Raw genomic sequence first — 22,473 nt, 5'->3', positions numbered from 1 at the left:
TTCGCCCAGGCACGTGCCCGGGGGCAATCACGGATGGTCGATGAGGGACGTTTTTAGTGCGATTGAGCGACTAATCCCGTGTTGCGCCGACAAAACGGCAGAAATTGTCGCCTGCCATGCCGGGCCGGGCCCGCCCATCGAGCAATATCAAAACTTTTTGATATAGAACTTGCGAGGCCGCTGCACGCTGACTAGACTGCCGCCCATGAACCTTCACGCCCCCTCCATCGACCCCGAGCAAAGCGACGCGCTGGCTGCCCTGTGCAAGGCCGGCGGCGACCCGCTGCGGCTGAACGTGCTGCGCGCGCTGGCCAGCGATTCGTTCGGGGTGCTGGAGCTGGCGCAGATCTTCGCCATCGGCCAGTCGGGCATGAGCCACCATCTCAAGGTACTGGCCCAGGCCGACCTGGTGGCCACCCGGCGCGAAGGCAACGCGATCTTCTATCGCCGCGCACTGCCCGACAGCCAGCGCCTGGGCGGCAAGCTGCACGGGGCGCTGCTGGAGGAGGTCGACGCGCTGGAACTGCCGGCCGAGGTGCAGGCGCGCATCGGCCAGGTGCAGGTGCGCCGGGCCGCCACCAGCCAGGACTTCTTCCTGCGTGTGGAAGAGAAGTTCCGCGCCCAGCAGGACCTGATCGCCGGCCTGGCGCAGTACCGCGAAAGCCTGCTGGCGCTGCTCGACAAGCTCAGCTTCGACCCGCTGGCCAGCGCCCTGGAGGTCGGCCCCGGCGATGGCGAGTTTCTGCCCGAACTGGCGCGGCGCTTCACCCACGTCACCGCCCTGGACAACAGCCCGACCATGCTCGAGCTGGCGCGCCAGGTGTGCCAGCGCGAGCGCCTGGCTAACGTAACCCTGCTGTTGGCCGATGCCCTGCATGCAACGGATGTACAGGCCGACTGCGTGGTGCTGAACATGGTGCTGCACCATTTCAGCGAGCCTGCCCAGGCCCTCGGGCACCTGGCCAAGCGTGTCAGACCAGGCGGAAGCCTGTTGGTAACAGAACTGTGCAGCCACGACCAGAGCTGGGCGCGCCAGGCGTGCGGCGATCTCTGGCTGGGCTTTGAACAGGATGATTTGGCCCGTTGGGCCAGCGCCGCGGGGCTGGTTCCCGAGGACAGCCTCTATGTGGGCTTACGTAATGGTTTCCAGATTCAGGTTCGCCACTTTCAGCGACCACCTGGCGACACTCACCATCGGTAAATTTTAGGAACCCGTCGAGATGAGCGAATACTCCCTTTTCACCTCCGAGTCCGTGTCTGAAGGGCATCCGGATAAAATCGCCGACCAGATTTCGGATGCGGTGCTCGACGCCATCATCGCCGAAGACAAGTTCGCCCGCGTGGCGTGCGAGACCCTGGTGAAAACCGGTGTGGCCATCATCGCCGGCGAAGTGACCACTTCGGCCTGGGTCGACCTCGAAGACATCGTGCGCAACGTGATCGTCGACATCGGCTACAACAGCTCCGACGTCGGTTTCGACGGCGCCACCTGCGCGGTGATGAACATCATCGGCAAGCAGTCGGTAGACATCGCCCAGGGCGTTGACCGCAGCAAGCCTGAAGACCAGGGCGCGGGCGACCAGGGCCTGATGTTCGGCTACGCCAGCAACGAAACCCCGGAGCTGATGCCAGCCCCGATCAGCTTCTCGCACCAGCTGGTGCAGCGTCAGGCCGAAGCGCGCAAGTCCGGCCTGTTGCCGTGGCTGCGCCCGGACGCCAAGTCCCAGGTCACCTGCCGCTACGAAGGCGGCAAGGTGGTGGGCATCGACGCCATCGTGCTGTCGACCCAGCACAACCCGGACGTGTCCTACGCCGACCTGCGCGAAGGCGTGATGGAGCTGATCGTCAAGCACGTGCTGCCGGCCGAGCTGCTGCACAAGGACACCCAGTTTCACATCAACCCCACCGGCAACTTCATAATCGGTGGCCCGGTGGGCGACTGCGGCCTGACCGGCCGCAAGATCATCGTCGACACCTACGGCGGCATGGCCCGTCACGGGGGGGGCGCTTTCTCCGGCAAGGACCCGTCCAAGGTTGACCGTTCGGCCGCCTACGCCGGTCGCTACGTGGCCAAGAACATCGTTGCCGCAGGCCTGGCCGAGCGCTGCGAAATCCAGGTGTCGTACGCCATCGGCGTGGCCCAGCCGACCTCGATCTCGCTGAACACCTTCGGCACCGGCAAGGTTGCCGACGAGAAGATCATCCAGATCGTGCGTGAGTGTTTCGACCTGCGTCCGTATGCGATCACCACCATGCTCGACCTGCTGCACCCGATGTACCAGGAAACCGCGGCCTACGGTCACTTCGGCCGCACCCCGCAGGTCAAGACCGTGGGCGACGACACCTTCACAACGTTCACCTGGGAACGCACCGACCGTGTCGACGCGCTGCGCGCGGCCGCCGGGCTGTAAGCAACACCCGGTACAAGCAACACCCGGTAAACAAGAGCCCCTGCCAGGCGACTGGCAGGGGCTTTTTCTTGCCTAGGCTTGAAGTTCCACCCGCCGAGCAAGGACGCTCGCCATGCCCTTCAAGCTGTTGTCCGGCCTGCTGTTCGCCAGCACGCTCGCCTGTACCCCAACCACCGCCCTCGCCCGGCCCTGCCCCGACTGGCCACCGGCAGTGGCGCAAAGCGAACTCAAGCAGCTGGGCGAGCGCCTGGCCGACTGGGACGATCATTACCATCGCCTGGGCGTCGCGTTGATCAGCGACGAGCTGTACGACCAGAGCCGGGCGCGCCTGCAACACTTGCAAGCCTGCTTCCCCGGCACCGGTGCGCCCCCCGCAGACCCGCTCGGAACCGCCACCGGCCCGTTGCGCCACCCCATCCCCCACACCGGCCTGAACAAGTTGCCCGACGAAGCCGCCGTGCGCGCCTGGATGCACGGCAAGCAGGACCTCTGGGTACAACCCAAGGTGGATGGCGTGGCCGCCACGCTGGTCTATGCAAAGGGCCGGCTGGTGCGCCTGATCAGCCGCGGCGACGGCGCCTACGGGCATGACTGGAGCCGCCACCTGCCGGCACTGGGCGCCCTCCCCCACACGTTGCCCGAACCTCTGGACCTGATACTGCAAGGCGAGCTGTTCTGGCGCCTGGACGGGCATGTGCAGGCCGCAGCGGGCAGCCGGAATGCCCGCGGCAACGTCGCCGGGCTGATGGCGCGCAAGCAGCTCACCCCCGCGCAGGGCGCGGTGGTCGAGCTGTTCGCCTGGGCCTGGCCGCAGGGGCCCCTGGACCAGCGCGAGCGCCTGGCACGCCTGAGCGCCCTGGGCTTTGCCTACAGCGAGGCGTTCAGCCAGCCGGTGCAGACCTTCGACCAGGCCGCCCACTGGCGCCAGCACTGGTACCGCACGCCACTGCCATTCGCCAGCGACGGCGTGGTGCTGCGCCAGGGCCGGCGTCCGCCCGGCGAGCGCTGGCAGGCCCGGGCGCCGTACTGGATAGCGGCATGGAAATACCCCTTCGCCCAGGTACTGGCCGAGGTGCGACGCGTGCAGTTCAACGTGGGGCGCACCGGTCGCATCACCCCGGTGCTGCAACTGGCACCGGTGCAGCTGGATGACCGCACGGTGCGCCAGGTCAGCGTGGGCTCGCTAAGACGCTGGCAGCAACTGGACATTCGCCCGGGCGATCAGGTGGCGATCAGCCTGGCAGGCCTGACCATTCCCCGTCTGGACGGCGTGGTGCACCGCGCCCTCGAACGGCGTGAGATGAAGGTACCGGCAGCCGATGCGTTTCATCCGTTGAGCTGCTGGGAGCTGAGCGCCGGGTGTCGTCAGCAGTTCCTGGCCAGGTTGCAATGGCTGGGCGGCAAGCAGGGCCTGGCACTCTCCGGTGCCGGGCCGGCCAGCTGGGAGCGCCTGGTCGACGCCGGCCAGTTGCGCACACTGGCCGATGTGCTGGAACTGCCCGCCGAACATCCGTTGTACCCCGCCCTCGAACAGGCCCGTCAGCGACCCTTTGCCACCTGGGCGCGAGCCCTGGGTATGCCGGCCCCGCGTGCGTTGGCAGCGGGGGACACCTGGGCCGCACTGGCTGCCCGCGATGCGGCGCAATGGCAGGCCGAGCCCGGCGTGGGTGCCCACCGTGCCGGCCAGTTGCTGGCCTTTTTCGCTCACCCGCAGGTGCAGGCCCTGGCGGCGCGGTTACGTGAACATACAATCGAGGGTTTCTAAATTTGTCGGATCAGGGCAGCATCATGGGTTTCTGCCAAGCCCGCGACCACGGAGCCACTATGAAACTGCTTTCCCCGCTTGCCCTGTTCGCCGCCTGCTCGCTGCTCGCCACTTCGCTGATGGCTGCCGAGGAACAACCCGGCCTGACCGGCTGCGCTGCCAAGAAGCAGGCGATCAGCGAACAGATCGAACAGGCCCGCGCCCACGGCAACAGCGCCCAGCAGGCCGGCCTCGAGAAGGCCCTGAGCGAAGTGACCGAGCACTGCACCGATGCCGGCCTGAAGAAACAGCGTGAACAGAAGGTGCTGGATGCCCGTCATGAAGTGACGCAGCGCACCAAGGACCTGGACAAGGCCATGAAGAAAGGCGACGCCGACAAGATCAACAAGCGCAAGGACAAACTGGCCGAGTCGAAGAAGGAACTGCAACAGGCACTGGATGAGCTGGAGAAGTAGTCCGCGTTGAACCCTTCGCCGGCAAGGCCGGCTCCTACGTACAGCGCGCCACCTGTAGGAGCCGGCCCTGCGGCGAAAAGGCCGGCCAGCTCACCCCATCAATGATTGCGAAACTCGGTATGACAGGCCTTGCACGCCGCCTCCACCTTGCCCATCGGGGCCGCGACCGCCGCAGGCTCCAATGGCTGGGTACGGGTCTGGGCGACCAGCTCGCCGGTCACCTGCTCCATCTGCCGGGCCAGCTCCTGGAAGCGCGCCTGCTTTTGCCACACATCGGGCGTGGCGCTGCTGTCCTCCTCGCGCACCTGCGGGAAATGCTGCCACGGCTGGTGCGACAACGCGTCGAGCTTCACCGCACCATCGGCAAATTTCTGCCCGTCGAACGCCAGCCGGCCACGCAGCATGCCGCCGAGGTCTTCGCTGGTCTTGAGCATCTGCTTGAAAATCGCCTTGCGCTGGCCCAACGGCGAGTTGGGGTCGACACCGCCACAGGCGCTCAGGGCCAGGCAGGCCACCAGGATCACAGTCATTCGCTTGAACATCATGCTTGGCTCGGCACACGGAAAAAGGCGGCCAGTATCCCCGCCTTGCCGGCAAACACCAATACCCCTACCAAAAACAAGGGTTGCCTGGCCGCCCTGAACGCCAGGCACACCGTAGAGGACTACCCCGCATGAAAACCGCCCTGAGCCGCCTTGGCCTGACCGCCGCGTTGCTGGCCCTGCTGGTCGGCTGCAACGGCAGCGCCCCGGATAAATCCGCACCGCACCCGCTCGCCACCTACAGCCCAGCCACCTGGAAAGACCTGCCCAAGGTCTCCGACAGCGACCTGCTGGCCGGCTTCAATGCCTGGCGCAGCGCGTGCGAGCGCCTCAAGAACGATCCGGTCTGGGCCACCCCCTGCGCTGCTGCGGTGCAGGTGCCCGACGACGCCACCCAGGTGCGTGGCTTTTTGCAGACGCAGCTCGAGGTGTACGGCCTGCGCTCGGCCGAAAACAACGCCAACGGCCTGATCACCGGCTACTACGAACCGGTGTACCCCGGCAGCATGACCCGTACCGCCACGGCCAACGTGCCGGTGTATGGCATCCCCGATGACCTGGTGGTGGTGGCGCTCGACAGCATCTACCCCGAACTCAAGGGCAAGCGCCTGCGCGGTCGCCTGGACGGGCGCGTGCTCAAGCCCTACGACACCGCCGGGGTGATCCAGCAGCAAGGCGTCAAGGCGCCGGTGCTGGCCTGGCTGACCGACCCGATGGACCTGCAGTTTCTGCAGATCCAGGGCTCCGGGCGCATCCAGCTCGAAAGTGGGCAGCAGCTGCGCGTGGGCTATGCCGACCAGAACGGCCACCCGTATCGCCCGGTGGGCCGCTGGCTGGTCGAGCAGGGCCAGCTCAAGAAGGAAGACGTGACCATGGGCAGCATCCACGCCTGGGCCCAGGCCAACCCGAGCCGCGTGCCCGAGCTGCTGGCCAGCAACCCCAGCTACGTGTTCTTCAGCACCCGCCCGGACAGCAACGAAGGCCCGCGCGGTTCGCTGAACGTGCCGCTGACCGCCGGCTACAGCGTGGCCATCGACCGCAAGGTGATCCCGCTGGGCAGCCTGCTGTGGCTGTCGACCACCCGCCCGGACGGCGCGCCGGTGGTACGCCCGGTGGCCGCGCAGGACACCGGCGGGGCCATCACCGGCGAAGTGCGCGCCGATCTGTTCTGGGGTACCGGCAGCGAGGCCGGCGCTCTGGCCGGGGACATGAAGCAGCAGGGTCAGATCTGGCTGCTGTGGCCCAAGGGCGCGGCACTGCCGGTGGTGCCGCAGGTGGAAGGCAAGTAGCTCAGGCCGAGACCACGAAGAAGCTGACGATCAGGCCGATGCCCGCGAACCACACCACCGAGCGCAGCGCGGCCCAGTCTGCCAGGTAGCAGATGATGTAGAGCAGGCGGCTGGTGATGTAGAGCACCGCCAGCACGTCCTGGGTGACCTGCTCGGCATTGCCGACGATGTCGGCGATCACCACCGCCGCGACGAACGCCGGAATCGACTCGAAACTGTTGAGCTGCGCCGCATGGGCGCGGCGCGGCAGGCCTTCGAGCTTGTCCAGAAAACCGCGCGGGTCATGGTTCTGTCGCAGGCTGAAGCGACCACTGCCGAACTTGGCGATGCTGGTGCACACGAACGGCAGCAGCAACGCGATCAATACACACCAGAAAGCGACGGTCATGGCAGGGGTCCTTGTTGTTGGGGTCAGAGTTTCATGATCAGCATGCCGATCAGTACCAGTGCACAAGCTAAGAGCCTCGGCCCGCCGAAAGGTTCTTTGAGGTAGCGCATGCCCATCAGCACCACCAGGATCACGCTCACCTCGCGCAGCGCCGCAGCCTCGGCCACCGAGCCCAGTTGCATGGCCCACAGTACCAGCGCGTAGCTGGACAGCACGCACAACCCCACGGCCAGGCCCAGCTTCCACTGGCTGCGCCAGAACTGCACAAACGGCGCGCGCCGGGCCACCGTCGCCAGCAACGGGAACGGCCAGGCGCTGATCAGCGTCAGCCACACCAGGTAGTCCAGCGGCTGCGACCACAGCCGGATCGCGCTGCCGTCGAGCCAGGTGTAGCAGCCGATGCACAGGCCGATCAGCGCCACCACCGGCAGCATCGACCAGGGCAGACGTTCGCCGCCACCGCCCTGCCACAGCAGGCAGGCCATGCCGCACGGGATCAGCAGAATGCCGAAGATCTGCTGGGTGCTCAGCGTCTCGCCGGCAAAGGTCAGGGTCAGGGTCAGCGCCAGCACCACCAGCGGCGACAACCCGCGCATCAGGGGGTAGACCAGGCCCAGGTCGCCGACCCGGTAGGCCTTGATCAGCAGGTAGCGGTACAACAGCTCGAACGCCGCCGAGGCCAGCATCCACGGCCAGATCTCGGGCGGCGGTACCTGCACGAACGCCACCATCGCCAGGGCGAACAGCAGCGCCACCACGTCCATGCTGGCAATCACCAGCAGACGCTCGCCGCTGAACTTGATCAGGGTGTTCCAGGTGGCATGCAGCAGGGCGGCGATCAGCACCAGCGAAGTGGCGAGCACGGTTGAGTTCCTGGGTAGTGCACGGCTGCGCAGTTTCAACCAGGCGCAACAAAACAGCCAGCCTGCGGTCAACGTTGATCGAAAAAGTGTGTCCTGAACCTCGCGCCGGCGCATCCAAGCCCTGCCCGAGCCATTCGGGCACTGACTTGGAAGCCATTACAGGACCTAGGATGCTTGAGCTAGTTGCCGCGTTTATTTGCCTCACCACCCTCCTCACCTATGTGAACTACCGCTTTATCGGCCTGCCGCCGACCATTGGCGTGATGGTCACTGCACTGCTGTTTTCCCTGATACTCCAGGGCCTGAGCGTCATCGGCTACCCGGGCCTGGAAGAACGGGTGCAGGGCCTGATGAGCCAGATCGACTTCAACGACCTGCTGATGCACTGGATGCTGGCGTTCCTGCTGTTCGCCGGGGCGCTGCACGTGAACCTGGCCGACCTGCGCGACTACCGCTGGCCGATCGGCCTCCTGGCCACCGTCGGCGTGCTGATCGCCACCGTGGTGATCGGCTACCTGGCGCACTGGATCTTCGCCCTGTTCGGCTGGCACGTGAACCTGCTGTACTGCCTGCTGTTCGGCGCACTGATCTCGCCCACCGACCCGATCGCGGTGCTCGGCGCCCTGCGTACCGCCAATGCGTCCAAGCCGCTGAAGACCACCATCGTCGGCGAGTCGCTGTTCAACGACGGCACCGCGGTCGTGGTGTTCACCGTGCTGCTGGGCATCGCACAACTGGGCGAGACCCCGAGCGTGAGCGACACCGCGATCCTGTTCGCCCGCGAGGCCATCGGCGGCGCGCTGTTCGGCGCGGTGATCGGCTACGTCACCTACCGCATGATCAAGAGCATCGAGCAGTACCAGGTGGAAGTCATGCTGACCCTGGCGCTGGTGATCGGCGGCTCGGCCGCAGCCTACGAACTGCACGTCTCGGCGCCCATCGCGATGGTGGTAGCGGGCCTGATCATCGGCAACCTGGGTCGCAACCTGGCTATGAACGACATGACCCGGCGCTACATGGACGGCTTCTGGGAACTGATCGACGACATGCTCAACGCGCTGCTGTTCGCGCTGATCGGCCTGGAGCTGTTGCTGCTGCCGTTCTCGTGGATGCACCTGGCTGCGGCCGGGGTGCTGGCAGTGGCGATCCTGCTGTCGCGCCTGCTGACCGTGGCACCGGCGATCGTCATGCTGCGCCGCTGGAGAACGGTGCCGCGCGGCACCATCCGCGTGCTCACCTGGGGCGGCCTGCGCGGCGGTGTGTCCGTGGCCCTGGCGCTGTCGCTGCCATCGGGTCCCGAACGTGACCTGCTGCTGAGCATCACCTACATCGTGGTGCTGTCGTCGATCCTGCTGCAGGGCCTGAGCATCGGTCGCGTGGTGCGCGGGGTTACCGAGCAGCCTTGACCGGCGAGGGGCTGCCCAGCAGCCCCAGCAGATGCCGCATCGCCACTGGCCGGCGCGGCGTCGAGCCGTGCAGCACCACCAGTGCCCGCGCGTGGCGCGGGTCATCGCCCAGCGTCCAGGCACAGATGCCCTCATGGGGCATGCCGGCCCATTGCGGCACCAACGATACCCCCATGCCCTGGGCCACCAGCATCACGATGGTTTCCAGCGCATCCAGCTCGCACAGCAACTGCGGCGTGATCAGTTGCTCATCCAGGTAGCGCTGGGCGATCTGCCCGCCCCACGACTGTGCGTCATAGCGAATGAACGGGTGCTCGCGCAGCAACGTATCGGGGGTCAGCGCGGCCTGTGCAGCCGGCGCGATCAGAATCAGCGGCTCGACCTTTAGCACCTGCAGCGCCAGTGCCTTGGGCAGCGTGAAGGGCGGGCGCACCAGAATCGCGGCATCCAGTTCGCCGCCGAGCACCTTCTCGTACAGGCTGCGCGAATCACCCGGGGTGATCTGCAGTTTGAGCCCCGGCGCCGATCGCGCCAGACGCTCGATAAGCCCCGGCAATACCCCGGTCAACGCCGTCGACACCGCGCCCACCCTGACGTCCCCCGTCAATCCGTCCTGGCTCAGGTCGTGCTGCAGTTCACGCGCCTGCTCGATGATCGCCTGGATTCTGGGCAACAGCAGCAGGCACTGGTCCGAGGGGCGGATGGCATGCGCAGTACGCAGCAGCAAGGTGCAGCCCAGTGTGCGTTCCAGCGCCTGCACGCGCTGGCTGATCGCCGCTGCCGTGCGGTTCTCGCGACGCGCGGCCGCGGCAATCGAGCCGGTTTCCACCACTGCCACCAGGCTTTTCAGAAAGCGCACATCCATAAGTTTTTCTTTCGCTCAGAGCAAGGCAAAGCCGTTTTACCCCGTCACACGGCCTACTTACCCTCAACGCTCAACCACACGGGGGATACGCCATGAACAGACCCTTTCACGCTGCATACCACGTTTGCGACCTGGAACAGGCGCGTATTTTTTATCGAGATGTTCTGGGCTGCACCGAAGGGCGCAGCACCGCGACCTGGGTCGACTTCGACTTCTTCGGCAACCAGCTCTCGTTGCACCTGGGCACGCCGTTCGCCACCACCCGTACCGGGCAGGTTGGCGAGCACAAGGTACTGATGCCGCATATCGGCGTGGTACTGCCACTGGACGAGTGGATGACCCTGGCCGTGCGCCTCACCCGGCGTGGCCTGGCATTCGAGATCCCGCCGGTGGTGCGCTTTGTGGGCGAGCCGGGCGAACAACGCACGATGTTCTTCCTCGACCCCAGCGGCAATCCGATCGAGGTCAAGGGCTTCAAGGATTTCGCCGGCCTGTTCGCGCAGTAACGCACCCTTCGCACTCCCCACAACCACAACAACAAGGGGCACCCCATGGGCATTCGCACACCTTCCAGCCTGGTCACGCGCATCATGATCGGCCTGGTCGCCGGCGTGATCGTCGGCATCCTTCTCAACCAGTTCCCCGAGCACAAGGCCTGGTTCATCGACAACCTGCTGCAGCCGGCCGGCGACCTGTTCATCAAGCTGATGAAGATGATCGTGGTACCGCTGGTGTTCGCCTGCATGACCGTCGGCATCGCCGGCGCCGGCAGCACGCGCGCCCTGGGCCGGGTCGGGATGAAGACGTTCGTGTACTTCTTCACCATCACCAGCATCGCGATCCTGTTCGGGCTGGTGGTCGGCAACGTGTTCCAGCCCGGCGCCGGCGCGGACTTCAGCAGCACGCTGCAGGCACCGGTCACCACGCTGGCATCCAGCACCGAAACGCAGAACCTGGGGCGCACCCTGGTGGCCATCGTGCCGGACAACATCGTGCTGGCCATGGCAGAGGGCAAGCTGCTGTCAGTGCTGTTCTTCGCCATCCTGTTCGGCTGCGCCCTGTCGATGCTGCCCCAGCAGCAGAAGGCACCGTTGATCAGCGTGATGCAGGGCGTATCGGACACCATGTTCAAGGTCACCCACCTGGTGATGCACTACTCACCCATCGGCATCTTCGGGCTGATCGGCGTCACCGTTGCCAGCTTCGGCCTGAGCGCACTGCTGCCACTGGCCAAGCTGATCGGCATTACCTACGTGGCGGTGCTGCTGTTTGCGCTGTGCGTGCTGGGGGCGGTGGCCAGGCTGGCGGGGGTGCGGTTCTTCCACCTGTTGCGCGAGATACGCAGCGAGTTGCTGCTGGCCTACAGCAGCGCCGCCTCGGCCACGGTGATGCCGCAACTGATCGAGAAGATGGAGCGCTACGGCGCGCCACGCCCGATCACCAGCATGGTCATTCCGTTGGGGTATTCATTCAACCTCGATGGTGCGTCGCTGTTCGCAGCGCTTGGCACGCTGTTCATCGCCCAGGCCTATGGCATCGACCTGGGCCTGGCTGACCAGGCGATGCTGGTGCTGATCATGGTGCTGACCTCCAAGGGTGCGGCGGGGGTGCCGGGCTTCATGTTCATCATCCTCACCGCCACGCTGACCGCGGCAGGGCTGCCGGTCGAGGGCGTGGCGATCATCGCCGGGGTGTATCGGCTGATGGACATGCCGGTCACTGCACTCAACGTGCTGGGTAACGCGCTGGCGCCACTGGTGATCGCACGCTGGGAGGGCCAGCTCAAGGCACCTGGCCAAACCGCCCCCGCCAGCCCCGCTGCCCCTGACTTGAAGCTTGAAGCTTGAACTGTGCAGCTACCGCCGTCATTCCACCGAGGTATCGAACTGATCCTTGATGAACTTGATCTCGGTACGCCCATGGGGTGCCGGCAAGCCGTCCTCACCCAGGTTGACGAAGACCATCTTGTCGACGGTGAGGATGCTCTTGCGGGTGATCTTGTTGCGCACTTCGCATTTGAGGGTGATGGAGGTGCGGCCGAATTCGGTGGCGGTGATGCCCAGCTCGATGATGTCGCCCTGGCGCGAAGCGCTGACGAAGTTGATCTCCGAGATGTACTTGGTCACCACACGCTGGTTGCCCAGTTGCACGATCGCGTAGATCGCCGCCTCTTCGTCGATCCAGCGCAGCAGGCTGCCACCGAACAGGGTGCCGTTGGGGTTGAGGTCTTCGGGTTTTACCCATTTGCGGGTGTGAAAGTTCATGCGTACTCCTGACCGTCTTGCCAATCGATGCCGACAATGATGGCAGAGCCTGCCGGCGGCCTCCATTGAACATCGACTATCGTCTCGATTAATTGACAGAAAGCCTTGGGCCGATGCGCGGGCGCAGCTATAATCGCCAACGCTTCACAGACGGTCATCACCACTCGATGCCGTTCCCGCCACCTGTCCGAGGGGCGCTGCAGCAGGTTCTCCTGTCAGGCTCGGATGGGGCGTTGCCTGCACGGGGTTCCCCGCACGGGCACTAAACGCACAACGGCGCCCATTCGCACACTACGAATGGAGGCTCTTGATGAGCGCTGTAAACACGCCTGCAGATTTTACCGACTACAAAGTCGCCGACATGTCCCTGGCTGCATGGGGCCGCCGCGAAACCATCATCGCCGAGTCCGAAATGCCGGCCCTGATGGGTCTGCGCCGCAAGTACGCCGCTGAACAGCCGCTCAAGGGTGCAAAAATCCTCGGCTGCATCCACATGACCATCCAGACCGCCGTGCTGATCGAAACCCTGGTCGCGCTGGGCGCCGAAGTGCGCTGGTCGTCGTGCAACATTTTCTCCACCCAGGATCAGGCCGCTGCCTCCATTGCCGCCGCCGGCATCCCGGTATTCGCCTGGAAGGGCGAGACCGAGCAGGAATACGAGTGGTGCCTGGAGCAGACCATCCTCAAGGATGGCGCGCCATGGGATGCCAACATGATCCTCGACGACGGCGGCGACCTCACCGAGCTGCTGCACAAGAAGTACCCGCAGGTACTGGACCGCGTTCACGGCGTGACCGAAGAGACCACCACCGGTGTGCACCGTCTGCTCGACATGCTGGCCAAGGGCGAGCTGAAGATCCCGGCGATCAACGTCAACGACTCGGTCACCAAGAGCAAGAACGACAACAAATACGGCTGCCGTCACAGCCTCAACGACGCCATCAAGCGCGGCACCGACCACCTGCTGTCGGGCAAGCAGGCGCTGGTGATCGGCTACGGTGACGTGGGCAAGGGTTCGGCCCAGTCGCTGCGTCAGGAAGGCATGATCGTCAAGGTCTCGGAAGTCGACCCGATCTGCGCCATGCAAGCCTGCATGGACGGCTTCGAGCTGGTTTCGCCGTTCATCGACGGTATCAACAACGGCACCGAAGCCAGCGTCGACAAGGCCCTGCTGGGCAAGATCGACCTGATCGTGACCACCACCGGTAACGTCAACGTGTGCGATGCCAACATGCTCAAGGCCCTGAAAAAGCGCGCCGTGGTATGCAACATCGGTCACTTCGACAACGAAATCGACACCGCCTTCATGCGCAAGAACTGGGCATGGGAAGAGGTCAAGCCACAGGTTCACAAGATCCACCGTACCGGCCCTGGCGATTTCGACGCGCAGAACGACGACTACCTGATCCTGCTGGCCGAAGGCCGCCTGGTGAACCTGGGCAACGCCACTGGCCACCCGAGCCGCATCATGGACGGTTCGTTCGCCAACCAGGTACTGGCACAGATCTTCCTGTTCGGCCAGAAGTACGCCGACCTGTCGCCGGCCCAGAAAGCCGAGCGCCTGACCGTTGAAGTACTGCCGAAAAAACTCGACGAAGAAGTGGCCCTGGAAATGGTCCGCGGTTTCGGCGGCGTGGTAACCCAACTGACCAAACAGCAGGCCGACTACATCGGCGTGACTGTTGAAGGCCCGTTCAAACCAGACGCCTACCGCTACTGATGGGCCAAAGCCGGTGACGCTGCCACAGCGTCACCGGCTTTTTTCTGTGGCCAGCCTCACGGCTGGCCAGCACGATCGGTTTACCAGGATTTCGCCATGTCTCAGGAACGCCGTTACAGCTTCGAGTTCTTCCCGACCAAGACCGACGCTGGACATGAAAAACTGCTCGCCACGGCTCGCACCCTGGCCAGCTACAACCCGGACTTCTTCTCCTGCACCTATGGTGCCGGTGGCTCGACCCGCGACCGCACGCTCAACACCGTGCTGCAGCTGGAAAGCGAAGTGAAGGTACCGGCCGCGCCGCACCTGTCGTGCGTGGGCGACAGCAAGGACGACCTGCGCAGCCTGCTGGCCCAGTACAAGGCCGCCGGCATCAAGCGTATCGTGGCCCTGCGCGGCGACCTGCCGTCGGGCATGGGCATGGCCAGTGGCGAGCTGCGCTACGCCAACGAGCTGGTCGAATTCATTCGCCAGGAAAGCGGTGATCACTTTCACATCGAAGTGGCCGCCTACCCGGAAATGCACCCACAGGCCCGTCACTTCGAAGACGACCTGATCAATTTCGTGCGCAAGGCCAAGGCCGGCGCCGACAGCGCCATCACCCAGTACTTCTTCAACGCCGACTGCTACTTCCACTTCGTCGAGCGCGTGCAGAAGCTGGGCGTGGACATCCCGGTGGTACCCGGCATCATGCCGATCACCAACTACAGCAAGCTGGCGCGCTTCTCCGATGCGTGCGGCGCCGAGATCCCGCGCTGGGTCCGCAAGCAGCTGGAAGCCTATGGCGACGATGTGCAAAGCATCCAGGCCTTCGGCGAACAGGTCATCACCGAAATGTGCGAAAAACTGCTGCAAGGCGGCGCACCGGGGCTGCACTTCTATACCCTGAACCAGGCCGAACCCAGCCTGGCAGTGTGGAACAACCTCAAGCTGCCACGCTGATTACTGTCAAACACGGTAATAAATAGTTGCGAAAACGGTAAGGGCTTTAGCGTACGCTAAGGCCCTTTCCATTTTCCCTTACAGATACGGATCTTCGCGTTTCTATGCCCCTCGCTTCCCCTTCCGCACGTCCCCAACTGATCTATCTTGTCTTCGGTGCCCAGACTTACCATCAGGAAGCGCAGTTCAGCATCTCCAGCGCCTTGGCCAACCTGCACAAGACGCCGGGGGAACCCCTCGATATCCAGGTGTTCAGCGACGACCCGCACCCCTATCGCCACTTGCCGGTAACGGTGCATGCACTCGATGCCGACACCCGCAAGGCATGGAGCGAGCCGCACGGTTATCACTTTCGCACCAAGCACGTGCTGCTGCGCCAGGTGCTGCAGGACCACGAAAACGCCCTGCTGATCGACACCGACACGTTTTTCCATCAATCACCCATCGAGCTGTTCCGGCGCATGCAGCCCGGCACGCTGCTGTGCAATGCGGTCGGCGGCAAATACGGCGTAAATCAGCAATGCGCACTGTACCAAAACCTTGCAGGCCCACTGCAGGCACGCGGCCTGGCCGAAGACGGCATGCCATTGCTCAATTCGGGCGTCATCGGCCTGTATCGGCAGGACGCGGGCCTGCTCGACCAATCCATTGCCTTGATGGACGAGTTCTATCCGCTGGCCCCGCGCGCCTATACCCTCGAAGAGTTCTGCCTGGCGGTCGCCGCCCATGACACCTTGAACGTGCAGGAATGCCCCGACCTGATCCACCACTACTGGAGCCGCAAGCAACTGTTCCGAGCCAAGATCCAGGCCTGGCTGAACAAGCACGGTAGCGACCCGCTCTCGACACAGGCCATGGCCGATATCGCCCAGGTCAACACACAGCTGCCACGCCCGCCGCTGCTGCAACGCCTGCACTGCAAGCTGCTGGGGCTGTTGCTGCCGGCAAGGCAACGTCAGTTCATGCGTGAACTGGCCTACGGCTGTCATCCCTATGCCAACGAATTCGATCGCGCCTGCGCCCAGGCCTGGTGGGAAAAAGCCCTGGAGAACGTCGAGAGGCGCCAGGGCAAGCCCGCCTGCGCCAACCAGCTCGGGCAGTGGTTCAGGCATCCAGGCATGCGCCTGGCCCTGGGTCGTCAGCTGCCGATCGTGAAAGCTCACCTGGAGCAGCGCCGCGAGGGCTGAAGCCTGGGCGCGCTGGCCATTCTCGAGCAGCCATCGTACTCTCCAGCCATGCCCGATCTTTACCGACTGTTCGCCGCCCTGTTTCTCGCCTGCCTGAGTACCCTGGCTCATGGCGAGAGGCTGCGCATCGTCACCGACCCCTGGCCGCCCTATGTGTACCAGGAAAACGGAGAGGCCAAGGGCATCGACTACGAGGTCACCGCCGAGGTGTTCAAGCGCCTGGGCATCGAGGTGCAATGGCAGTTCCTGCCATGGAAGCGCTGCCTGGCGATGGTCGAACAGGGGCTGGCCGATGGCGTGCTCGACATCTTCAAGACCGAGCAGCGCGACGCCCAGCTGTTCTACCCCAGCGAACCGCTGTCGCACGTGGAGTTCGTGCTGTTCCAGGCCAACGCCCGGCCCCACGCCATCAGGCACCTGGAAGACCTCAAGGGGCTGACCGTGGGCACCGCGCCCGGCTATACCTACGGCCCGGCGTTTGCCGATTCACCCGACTTCAAGCGCGAGCCGGCACCTACCCTGGAAGCCAACCTGGGCAAGCTGCAACTGGGGCGCATCGACCTGCTGGTCACCGATCGCCGGGTTGGCCGGCATGTGATCAAGAGCCTGGGCCTGGAGCAACAGGTCAGCGAACTGGGGCTGGTGATCGACCGCCAGCCCCAGTTCCTGGCAGTACGCCGCAATGCCGGCATGGACCTGCTGGCGCAACGCTTCGCCGCCGAGCTGCGCCGCTTCAAGCAGGAGCCGGCCTATGCCGAGCTGAACGCACGCTACGCAGGCGCCGAGGTGAATATTCCGCAAACCGTTGAGCAGCAGGAACGCAGCACGCACTGATTGCTCTGTTATACTCCGCCAACCCCGCCAGGCTTACGCCCGGACGCTCGGCCTTGCAAAAGGCATCCCGATCGGCAGGACAGCGCGCCCAGAGCCCGCCCGCCGCCCCCCGGATGCGCATTGAAGGCCCAGCAGGACCGGACGCGATAGCATCACCTGATGCCCGTCGCGCCAGGCACGAACTTCCCATAGGGCTTAGCCCCCACTAGAACAGGATTACTCATGTCCTTTGCTTCCCTCGGTCTCTCCGAGGCTCTAGTCCGCGCTATCGAGGCAGCGGGCTATACCCAGCCTACGCCGGTGCAACAGCGGGCCATTCCCGCCGTGTTGCAAGGTCGCGACCTGATGGTTGCGGCGCAGACAGGTACTGGTAAAACCGGTGGCTTTGCACTGCCGATTCTCGAACGCCTGTTTCCAGGTGGCCACCCCGACAAGTCCCAGCGCCATGGCCCACGCCAGCCGCGGGTACTGGTGCTGACCCCCACCCGCGAACTCGCCGCCCAGGTCCACGACAGCTTCAAGATCTACGCCCGCGACCTCAAGTTCGTCAGCGCCTGCATCTTCGGCGGTGTCGGCATGAACCCGCAGGTGCAGGCCATGTCCCGCGGCGTCGACGTGCTGGTGGCCTGCCCCGGCCGTCTGCTGGACCTCGCCGGCCAGGGCAGCGTCGACCTGAGCCACGTTGAGATCCTGGTGCTCGACGAAGCCGACCGCATGCTCGACATGGGCTTCATCCATGACGTGAAGAAGGTCCTCGCACGCTTGCCTGCCAAGCGCCAGAACCTGCTGTTCTCGGCGACCTTCTCAAAAGACATCACCAACCTGGCCGACAAGCTGCTGCACAACCCCGAGCGCATCGAGGTCACGCCGCCCAACACCACGGTCGAGCGTATCGAGCAGCGTGTGTACCGCCTGCCCGCCAGCCACAAGCGTGCCCTGCTGGCCCACCTGATTACCCAGGGTGCCTGGGAGCAGGTGCTGGTCTTCACACGTACCAAGCACGGCGCCAACCGTCTGGCCGAGTACCTCGAGAAGCACGGCCTGACTGCCGCGGCGATTCACGGCAACAAGAGCCAGAACGCGCGCACCAAGGCCCTGGCCGACTTCAAGGCCGGCACCGTGCGCATCATGGTCGCCACCGACATCGCCGCCCGCGGCCTGGACATCGACCAGTTGCCCCACGTGGTCAACTTCGAGCTGCCCAACGTCGAGGAAGACTACGTGCACCGTATCGGCCGTACCGGCCGTGCTGGCCGTTCCGGCGAGGCCATCTCGCTGGTGGCGCCGGACGAAGAGAAGCTGCTCAAGAGCATCGAGCGCGTCACCCGCCAGAAAATCCAGGACGGCGACCTGATGGGCTTCGATGCCTCGACGGTCGAAGCCGAAAAACCCGAAGCCCGTGAACGTCCGCAGATGAACCCGCGCGGTGGCCGTGGCCAGCGTGCCGACGGCAGCAATGCCGGCGGGCGCAAGGACAAGGGCAAGGACAAAGGCCAGGAAAAGGATAAGCCCGCAGGCGACAGAGCCACTGAGAAGGCCGCCGGCGGGCGCCAAGAGCGCAAGCCCCGTGACAACAGCAAAACCCGCCAGGCACCCTCGGGTCAGGCAGCAGTAGTTCCGAAAATCCCGGCCGACCGTGACCCTGAAGCCTTCCTGGACGACGAAGTGGACAACTTCGGCAACCGTGCCGACTACGTCAGCCCGTACCAGAACAAGGGCGGCCAGGGCCGCAACCGTCGCCCGGGCGCACCGGCAGCCGCCGGTACCGGCACCGGCGCACCCCGCGGTGGCCAGCCACGCAGCAACACCGGTGGTGGTGCACGTAGCGGTGGCGCCGGCAGCAATGGCGAGAAGCGCGGTGGTGCACGCAGCGGTGGCGGTGGTCGCGATGGCCAGGCGCGCCGCGACGGCAGCAACAACCGCAACCGCCGCCCGGCCCGTGACGATCAGTCGTCGCAGGAACCGGCAGTGCGCAACCCGCGTGACGGCCAGTCGCAGCCCAAGATCGTGCACAAGGAATCCAAGATCGACCGGTTCCCGACCGCCGAACAGCTCGAGCAGCTGCCAAGCCGCCCACGTGGCGAGAAGCCTGCGCTGCTGACGCGCAACCGCTGATCCCGCCACTGCGCACACAAAAACGCCGCCCCTAGGGGCGGCGTTCTTGTTTACAGGCCAGGCAATTACTTCTGCTTGACGCCTTCCAGCGAGATGTCCAGCTGGGCGGTCTGTGCCACGTCGCCAGGCAGCTTGATGCCGAAGTCTTTCAGGTCCAGGGTGGTGGTGGCGTTGAAACCGGCGCGCTCGCCGCCCCATGGGTCCTTGCCTTCACCGTTGAAGGTGGCCTTGAAGGTCACTGGCTTGGTCACGCCGTGGAAGGTCAGGTCGCCGGTCACGTCGGCAGTCTTGTCGCCAGTGGGCTTGACGGCGGTGGAGACGAACTTGGCGTCGGCGAATTTCGAAACGTCCAGGAAGTCCTTGCTGGCGATGTGCTTGTCACGCTCGGCGTGGTTGGACCACAGGCTGGCGGTCTTCACGTCTACCGAGATCTTGCTGTCCTGCGGCTTGGCGGAATCCCAGCTGAAGGTACCGTCCCAGTCCTTGAAGGTGCCGTGGATGAAGCTGTAGCCCAGGTGGCTGACTTTCCAGTCGATGAAGGCGTGCTGGCCTTCCTTGTCGATCTTGTAGTCGGCAGCCATGGCCTGGCCAGCGGTGAACAGGGCGGTACCGAGCGCCAGAGCGGCAAAAGTCTTTTTCAACATTACTTCTATTCCTTTGGAGTTGAGGTTGAACATCAAGCTTTGCGGCCCAGCATGCGGGTGAGGGTCGCGTCACGGTCGATAAAGTGGTGCTTGAGGGCGGCCAGGCCATGCAGGCCGGCGAAGATCACCAACCCCCAGGCCAGGTAGAAATGGATTTCCCCGGCGACATCCGCCTGGTTGGGCAGGTCGCTGACCAGTGCCGGCACCTCGAACAGGCCGAACACCGGAATGCCCACGCCGTCGGCGGTGGAGATCAGGTAGCCGGTGATCATCACCCCGAACAGGCCCACGTACAGCAGGCCGTGGCCGGCCTTGGCGGCGAAGCGGGTAAGCGGGCCGTGGTTGGCCGGGGCCGGTGGTGGCGGGCTGATGAAGCGCCACAGCACGCGACCGAGCATGATCGCCAGCAGGGTCAGGCCGATACTCTTGTGCAGGTCGGGTGCCGTTTTGCGCCACGCACTGTAGTAGTCCAGGCCGACCATCCACAGCCCCAGGCCGAACAGGCCGAAGACCGCCAGGGCCACGCCCCAGTGCAGGACGATACTGACCACGCCATAGCGAGAAGGAGAATTGCGCAGTTGCATTGCCGTGTTTCCCTGTAAGAACTGTGCCCAAGACTAACCGGTTATCTATCGAATTAAAGCGGAAAATTTTGCTTTGAACGATCGAGAAACATGATCTTTAGTGTGAGACGAACAGGTTAAGGAAACATTAACTCGGCAGGAAGGAATTGAGGTGGCCCCTTCGCCGGCAAGGCCGGCTCCTACGGGCTTGTGCTGCACCTGTAGGAGCCGGCCTTGCCGGCGAAGGGTTCAACGCATCACTGCGCCTTGGCCTGGGTCGCTGTGGCCGGCTTCTTCGCCACCGGCTTGGCCGCAGGCTTTTTGACCGGCTGGGCCTTGGCCGCAGGCTTCTTGGCTGGCGCGGCTTTCGCCGGGGCCTTCTTGGCAGCAGGCGCAGGCTTTGCCGGCGCCTGCCTGGCTACTGGCGCAGCCGCAGCGGGCGTTGGCGCCGGCGCAGGTGCAGGTGCAGCGGCTGGGGCTGGGGCTGGGGCTAGCGCAGGAGCTGGCGCCGCATCAACCGGCTTGGCCGGCGCTTTGTCTACCGGCTTGTCACCGCCACCGAACAACCGCGAGAAGAAGCCAGGCTTGCTGTCCTTGGCCGCCACCGCTGCCGCTGCGGCCCCGGCCGCCACCGGCGCCAGCTTGGCCGGGTCGAACGACTTGCCATTGGACATGTCCACCACCTGGCCCGCCGCGCGCTGGCCGCTGCGCAGAGCGCCTTCCAGGGTGCCGGGGTACAGCGCATCGGTGTGTTCGCCGGCAAACGCCACGCGCTGCACCGGACGCTCCCACAGGCGCCAGAACTTGCTGATCTGCCCCGGCCCGTAGGCGAGGTACGCACCGCCCGTGCCGGCATCGGTGCTGTAGCGACGCACTTCATAGCCGGTGAACGCGCCACGCGCCTGCGGGTAGAACGCATGCAGGCGAATCAGCACCTGGTCGACCATCTGCTTGTCGCCGAACGCCTGCAGCAGGCGCGCGTTGTCACCGGACAGGTTGATCACCACGTTGGCGCCACCCTTGAGCGCCGGTTCGATCCACAGCATGCCCAGGCCGGTGTTGCTGTAGATTTCGCCCGACATGCGCGCACGGCTTTCCCAGACCGGGGTCTTGAACTTGAGCAGCAGCTGGTCGCGCCAGCCGTAGTTGGTGCCCTTGAGCGCCGCCAGGTGCTGGTTGTCCAGGCCCGGGGTCATCTGGATCTTGGCCAGGGCGCGCAACGGTACCGCCAGCACCACGTAGTCGGCGCTGTAGCCCACCGCGCCGACCTTGACCGTGACGCCGTCCTTGTCCTGGATGATCGCGCTGACCGGTGCGCTGGTCTTGATGGTCTTCAGTTGCTTGACGAAAGCCTGCGCCAGCACCGGGCTGCCGCCGGGCAGACGGGCGGCGCGCAGGTCGCGATCGCTCACATCGCGGTACACGCGGGTCTGCTGCGCGAAATACAGCAATGACAGGCGCGAAGGCTCGTCATAGCGGGTACGGATCTGCTGGTTGACCAACTGGCGCGCGGTCGGTGGCAGTTGCAGCTTGTCCAGCCAGCCGGAAACGTTGAGCTGGTCGAGGGCGAACAGGGTGCTGTTGGCCGCCGGGTTTTCAGGGTCGCTGATCGAGCGCGCCAGGTCGTCGAGGGTCTTCTCGTAGCGCTTGAGTGCCTCGGCGGTGGCCGGCTGCTTGGTGGCCAGGTCTGCGGCGCTGAAGTACTCGCCATCGATCAGGTAGCTCGGTACGCGCACGAACTCCGGCGCCGGCAGGGTGGCCAGCTTGAAGGTGTCGAGGTAGCGGTTGAGGGTCGGCTGGGCCTTGCTGTTGCCGATCCACTCGCTGGTGGCCAGGCCCGAACGCCCGCCCATGCCCGGCTTGGCTTCCAGCAGGGTCACCTGCCAGCCCTTGTTTTGCAGTTCGTAGGCGGCGGTGAGGCCTGCCAGGCCGCCACCGACCACGATGGCCGTCGGCTGCTTGGCAGCCGCGAGGGCGCCCGCGCTGAACAGCCCTATCATTACCAGCGCGCAGGCGCGCAGCCAACCAGCAGACATTCGGCGAACTCCGGATCAAAGGCGGAAAATGCGGGGTGAACCCCCCGGGAAAAACGTCGGTGAAGGATACGTCAGGCCGCCCGGGCCTGCCACTAATGCCCGCACCGTTTGCGCCTTATGGGTTGTCCTGCCCCGGCGCTTTGCATAGGCTTGCGCGGTTACCCGAACCCGCGTCGCCAGGAGA

General features: G+C 65.0%; 21 protein-coding genes and 1 riboswitch. Of the genes, 13 read left to right on the top strand and 8 right to left on the bottom strand.

Features of this window, described 5'->3' with window-relative positions:
* Positions 1–205: 205 nt before the first annotated feature.
* From MF6396_RS05505 to MF6396_RS05490, 4 genes are all read left to right on the top strand, one after another.
* Positions 206–1,201 (top strand): ArsR/SmtB family transcription factor, encoded by a 996-nt coding sequence (locus MF6396_RS05505; protein ID WP_043863601.1) that lies wholly within the window; start codon positions 206–208, stop codon positions 1,199–1,201.
* A gap of 19 nt (positions 1,202–1,220) precedes the next feature.
* Complete coding sequence (gene metK / locus MF6396_RS05500) at positions 1,221–2,411, top strand: methionine adenosyltransferase (RefSeq protein WP_043863602.1); 1,191 nt, start codon at positions 1,221–1,223, stop codon at positions 2,409–2,411.
* Positions 2,412–2,523: 112 nt separating this feature from the next.
* Positions 2,524–4,176: an NAD-dependent DNA ligase LigB gene (gene ligB / locus MF6396_RS05495; protein WP_078479853.1), complete on the top strand. Its 1,653-nt coding sequence runs from the start codon at positions 2,524–2,526 to the stop codon at positions 4,174–4,176.
* Positions 4,177–4,235: 59 nt separating this feature from the next.
* The gene (locus MF6396_RS05490) at positions 4,236–4,631 is read left to right on the top strand and encodes a DUF1090 domain-containing protein (RefSeq protein ID WP_043863604.1); all 396 of its coding nucleotides are present in this window, start codon (positions 4,236–4,238) and stop codon (positions 4,629–4,631) included.
* Between the two features lie 98 nt (positions 4,632–4,729).
* Here the strand turns inward: MF6396_RS05490 and MF6396_RS05485 are convergent, their stop codons facing one another.
* Positions 4,730–5,173, bottom strand: a complete 444-nt coding sequence (locus tag MF6396_RS05485; protein WP_173925103.1) for a c-type cytochrome — start codon at positions 5,171–5,173, stop codon at positions 4,730–4,732.
* Positions 5,174–5,304: 131 nt separating this feature from the next.
* On the opposite strand from MF6396_RS05485, the gene mltA reads away from it, so the two are divergent.
* Complete coding sequence (gene mltA / locus MF6396_RS05480; RefSeq protein WP_054915759.1) at positions 5,305–6,462, top strand: murein transglycosylase A; 1,158 nt, start codon at positions 5,305–5,307, stop codon at positions 6,460–6,462.
* Position 6,463: 1 nt separating this feature from the next.
* On the opposite strand, the gene MF6396_RS05475 is transcribed toward mltA, so the two are convergent.
* Both MF6396_RS05475 and MF6396_RS05470 read right to left on the bottom strand, forming a co-directional pair.
* Positions 6,464–6,850 (bottom strand): MAPEG family protein, encoded by a 387-nt coding sequence (locus MF6396_RS05475; protein ID WP_054915760.1) that lies wholly within the window; start codon positions 6,848–6,850, stop codon positions 6,464–6,466.
* A 23-nt stretch (positions 6,851–6,873) separates the two neighbouring features.
* Complete coding sequence (locus tag MF6396_RS05470; protein ID WP_078479852.1) at positions 6,874–7,713, bottom strand: DMT family transporter; 840 nt, start codon at positions 7,711–7,713, stop codon at positions 6,874–6,876.
* A gap of 170 nt (positions 7,714–7,883) precedes the next feature.
* Here MF6396_RS05470 and MF6396_RS05465 point away from each other — a divergent pair, with 170 nt between their 5' ends.
* Positions 7,884–9,119, top strand: coding sequence for a cation:proton antiporter (locus MF6396_RS05465; RefSeq protein WP_043863609.1), 1,236 nt, complete (start codon positions 7,884–7,886; stop codon positions 9,117–9,119).
* On the opposite strand, the gene MF6396_RS05460 is transcribed toward MF6396_RS05465, so the two are convergent.
* Complete coding sequence (locus tag MF6396_RS05460; RefSeq protein WP_078479851.1) at positions 9,103–9,984, bottom strand: LysR family transcriptional regulator; 882 nt, start codon at positions 9,982–9,984, stop codon at positions 9,103–9,105. The two genes, MF6396_RS05465 and MF6396_RS05460, sit on opposite strands and share 17 nt — an antisense overlap.
* Positions 9,985–10,076: 92 nt before the next feature.
* Between MF6396_RS05460 and MF6396_RS05455 the strand changes: the two genes are divergently transcribed.
* Positions 10,077–10,490, top strand: a complete 414-nt coding sequence (locus MF6396_RS05455; protein ID WP_043863611.1) for a VOC family protein — start codon at positions 10,077–10,079, stop codon at positions 10,488–10,490.
* Positions 10,491–10,535: 45 nt separating this feature from the next.
* Positions 10,536–11,831, top strand: a complete 1,296-nt coding sequence (locus MF6396_RS05450; protein WP_235593722.1) for a cation:dicarboxylate symporter family transporter — start codon at positions 10,536–10,538, stop codon at positions 11,829–11,831.
* An 18-nt stretch (positions 11,832–11,849) separates the two neighbouring features.
* Here MF6396_RS05450 and MF6396_RS05445 read toward each other — a convergent pair whose 3' ends face one another.
* On the bottom strand, positions 11,850–12,248 hold the full coding sequence (locus tag MF6396_RS05445; RefSeq protein WP_043863612.1) for an acyl-CoA thioesterase: 399 nt from the start codon (positions 12,246–12,248) through the stop codon (positions 11,850–11,852).
* A gap of 183 nt (positions 12,249–12,431) precedes the next feature.
* Positions 12,432–12,537: riboswitch (S-adenosyl-L-homocysteine riboswitch) on the top strand.
* 21 nt (positions 12,538–12,558) lie between these two features.
* On the opposite strand from MF6396_RS05445, the gene ahcY reads away from it, so the two are divergent.
* From ahcY to MF6396_RS05420, 5 genes are all read left to right on the top strand, one after another.
* Positions 12,559–13,968 carry an adenosylhomocysteinase gene (gene ahcY / locus MF6396_RS05440; RefSeq protein ID WP_054915763.1) on the top strand — a complete coding sequence of 470 codons (1,410 nt, stop codon included), beginning with the start codon at positions 12,559–12,561 and terminating at the stop codon, positions 13,966–13,968.
* A gap of 96 nt (positions 13,969–14,064) precedes the next feature.
* Entirely contained in the window at positions 14,065–14,910 is an 846-nt protein-coding gene (gene metF / locus MF6396_RS05435; RefSeq protein ID WP_043863614.1) for a methylenetetrahydrofolate reductase [NAD(P)H], read from the top strand.
* A gap of 104 nt (positions 14,911–15,014) precedes the next feature.
* On the top strand, positions 15,015–16,097 hold the full coding sequence (locus MF6396_RS05430; protein ID WP_078479850.1) for a hypothetical protein: 1,083 nt from the start codon (positions 15,015–15,017) through the stop codon (positions 16,095–16,097).
* A 48-nt stretch (positions 16,098–16,145) separates the two neighbouring features.
* Positions 16,146–16,931 (top strand): substrate-binding periplasmic protein, encoded by a 786-nt coding sequence (locus tag MF6396_RS05425; protein WP_043863615.1) that lies wholly within the window; start codon positions 16,146–16,148, stop codon positions 16,929–16,931.
* A 222-nt stretch (positions 16,932–17,153) separates the two neighbouring features.
* Positions 17,154–19,046 carry a DEAD/DEAH box helicase gene (locus MF6396_RS05420; RefSeq protein ID WP_043863616.1) on the top strand — a complete coding sequence of 631 codons (1,893 nt, stop codon included), beginning with the start codon at positions 17,154–17,156 and terminating at the stop codon, positions 19,044–19,046.
* 65 nt (positions 19,047–19,111) lie between these two features.
* On the opposite strand, the gene MF6396_RS05415 is transcribed toward MF6396_RS05420, so the two are convergent.
* The 3 genes from MF6396_RS05415 to MF6396_RS05405 all read right to left on the bottom strand — a co-directional run bounded on the left by MF6396_RS05415 (position 19,112) and on the right by MF6396_RS05405 (position 22,289).
* Complete coding sequence (locus MF6396_RS05415) at positions 19,112–19,690, bottom strand: YceI family protein (RefSeq protein WP_043863617.1); 579 nt, start codon at positions 19,688–19,690, stop codon at positions 19,112–19,114.
* Positions 19,691–19,722: 32 nt separating this feature from the next.
* Positions 19,723–20,274: a cytochrome b gene (locus MF6396_RS05410; protein WP_043863618.1), complete on the bottom strand. Its 552-nt coding sequence runs from the start codon at positions 20,272–20,274 to the stop codon at positions 19,723–19,725.
* Positions 20,275–20,510: 236 nt separating this feature from the next.
* On the bottom strand, positions 20,511–22,289 hold the full coding sequence (locus MF6396_RS05405; protein ID WP_078479849.1) for a flavin monoamine oxidase family protein: 1,779 nt from the start codon (positions 22,287–22,289) through the stop codon (positions 20,511–20,513).
* Between the last annotated feature and the right edge of the window lie 184 nt (positions 22,290–22,473).

The organism is Pseudomonas sp. MF6396, assembly GCF_002018915.1.
Taxonomy (GTDB): domain Bacteria; phylum Pseudomonadota; class Gammaproteobacteria; order Pseudomonadales; family Pseudomonadaceae; genus Aquipseudomonas; species Aquipseudomonas palmensis.
This window is presented reverse-complemented; position numbering and strand designations above follow the sequence as displayed.

Bases quoted from the DNA above. Each gene is read 5' to 3' on its own strand.
- MF6396_RS05465 (WP_043863609.1), top strand. From the start codon at position 7,884: ATGCTTGAGCTAGTTGCCGCGTTTATTTGCCTCACCACCCTCCTCACC.
- MF6396_RS05405 (WP_078479849.1), bottom strand. From the start codon at position 22,289: ATGTCTGCTGGTTGGCTGCGCGCCTGCGCGCTGGTAATGATAGGGCTG.
- MF6396_RS05475 (WP_054915760.1), bottom strand. From the start codon at position 6,850: ATGACCGTCGCTTTCTGGTGTGTATTGATCGCGTTGCTGCTGCCGTTC.
- MF6396_RS05485 (WP_173925103.1), bottom strand. From the start codon at position 5,173: ATGTTCAAGCGAATGACTGTGATCCTGGTGGCCTGCCTGGCCCTGAGC.
- MF6396_RS05505 (WP_043863601.1), top strand. From the start codon at position 206: ATGAACCTTCACGCCCCCTCCATCGACCCCGAGCAAAGCGACGCGCTG.
- MF6396_RS05490 (WP_043863604.1), top strand. From the start codon at position 4,236: ATGAAACTGCTTTCCCCGCTTGCCCTGTTCGCCGCCTGCTCGCTGCTC.
- metF (WP_043863614.1), top strand. From the start codon at position 14,065: ATGTCTCAGGAACGCCGTTACAGCTTCGAGTTCTTCCCGACCAAGACC.
- MF6396_RS05445 (WP_043863612.1), bottom strand. From the start codon at position 12,248: ATGAACTTTCACACCCGCAAATGGGTAAAACCCGAAGACCTCAACCCC.
- ahcY (WP_054915763.1), top strand. From the start codon at position 12,559: ATGAGCGCTGTAAACACGCCTGCAGATTTTACCGACTACAAAGTCGCC.
- MF6396_RS05420 (WP_043863616.1), top strand. From the start codon at position 17,154: ATGTCCTTTGCTTCCCTCGGTCTCTCCGAGGCTCTAGTCCGCGCTATC.
- MF6396_RS05415 (WP_043863617.1), bottom strand. From the start codon at position 19,690: ATGTTGAAAAAGACTTTTGCCGCTCTGGCGCTCGGTACCGCCCTGTTC.
- MF6396_RS05455 (WP_043863611.1), top strand. From the start codon at position 10,077: ATGAACAGACCCTTTCACGCTGCATACCACGTTTGCGACCTGGAACAG.
- MF6396_RS05410 (WP_043863618.1), bottom strand. From the start codon at position 20,274: ATGCAACTGCGCAATTCTCCTTCTCGCTATGGCGTGGTCAGTATCGTC.
- metK (WP_043863602.1), top strand. From the start codon at position 1,221: ATGAGCGAATACTCCCTTTTCACCTCCGAGTCCGTGTCTGAAGGGCAT.
- MF6396_RS05430 (WP_078479850.1), top strand. From the start codon at position 15,015: ATGCCCCTCGCTTCCCCTTCCGCACGTCCCCAACTGATCTATCTTGTC.
- MF6396_RS05425 (WP_043863615.1), top strand. From the start codon at position 16,146: ATGCCCGATCTTTACCGACTGTTCGCCGCCCTGTTTCTCGCCTGCCTG.
- MF6396_RS05460 (WP_078479851.1), bottom strand. From the start codon at position 9,984: ATGGATGTGCGCTTTCTGAAAAGCCTGGTGGCAGTGGTGGAAACCGGC.
- mltA (WP_054915759.1), top strand. From the start codon at position 5,305: ATGAAAACCGCCCTGAGCCGCCTTGGCCTGACCGCCGCGTTGCTGGCC.
- MF6396_RS05450 (WP_235593722.1), top strand. From the start codon at position 10,536: ATGGGCATTCGCACACCTTCCAGCCTGGTCACGCGCATCATGATCGGC.
- ligB (WP_078479853.1), top strand. From the start codon at position 2,524: ATGCCCTTCAAGCTGTTGTCCGGCCTGCTGTTCGCCAGCACGCTCGCC.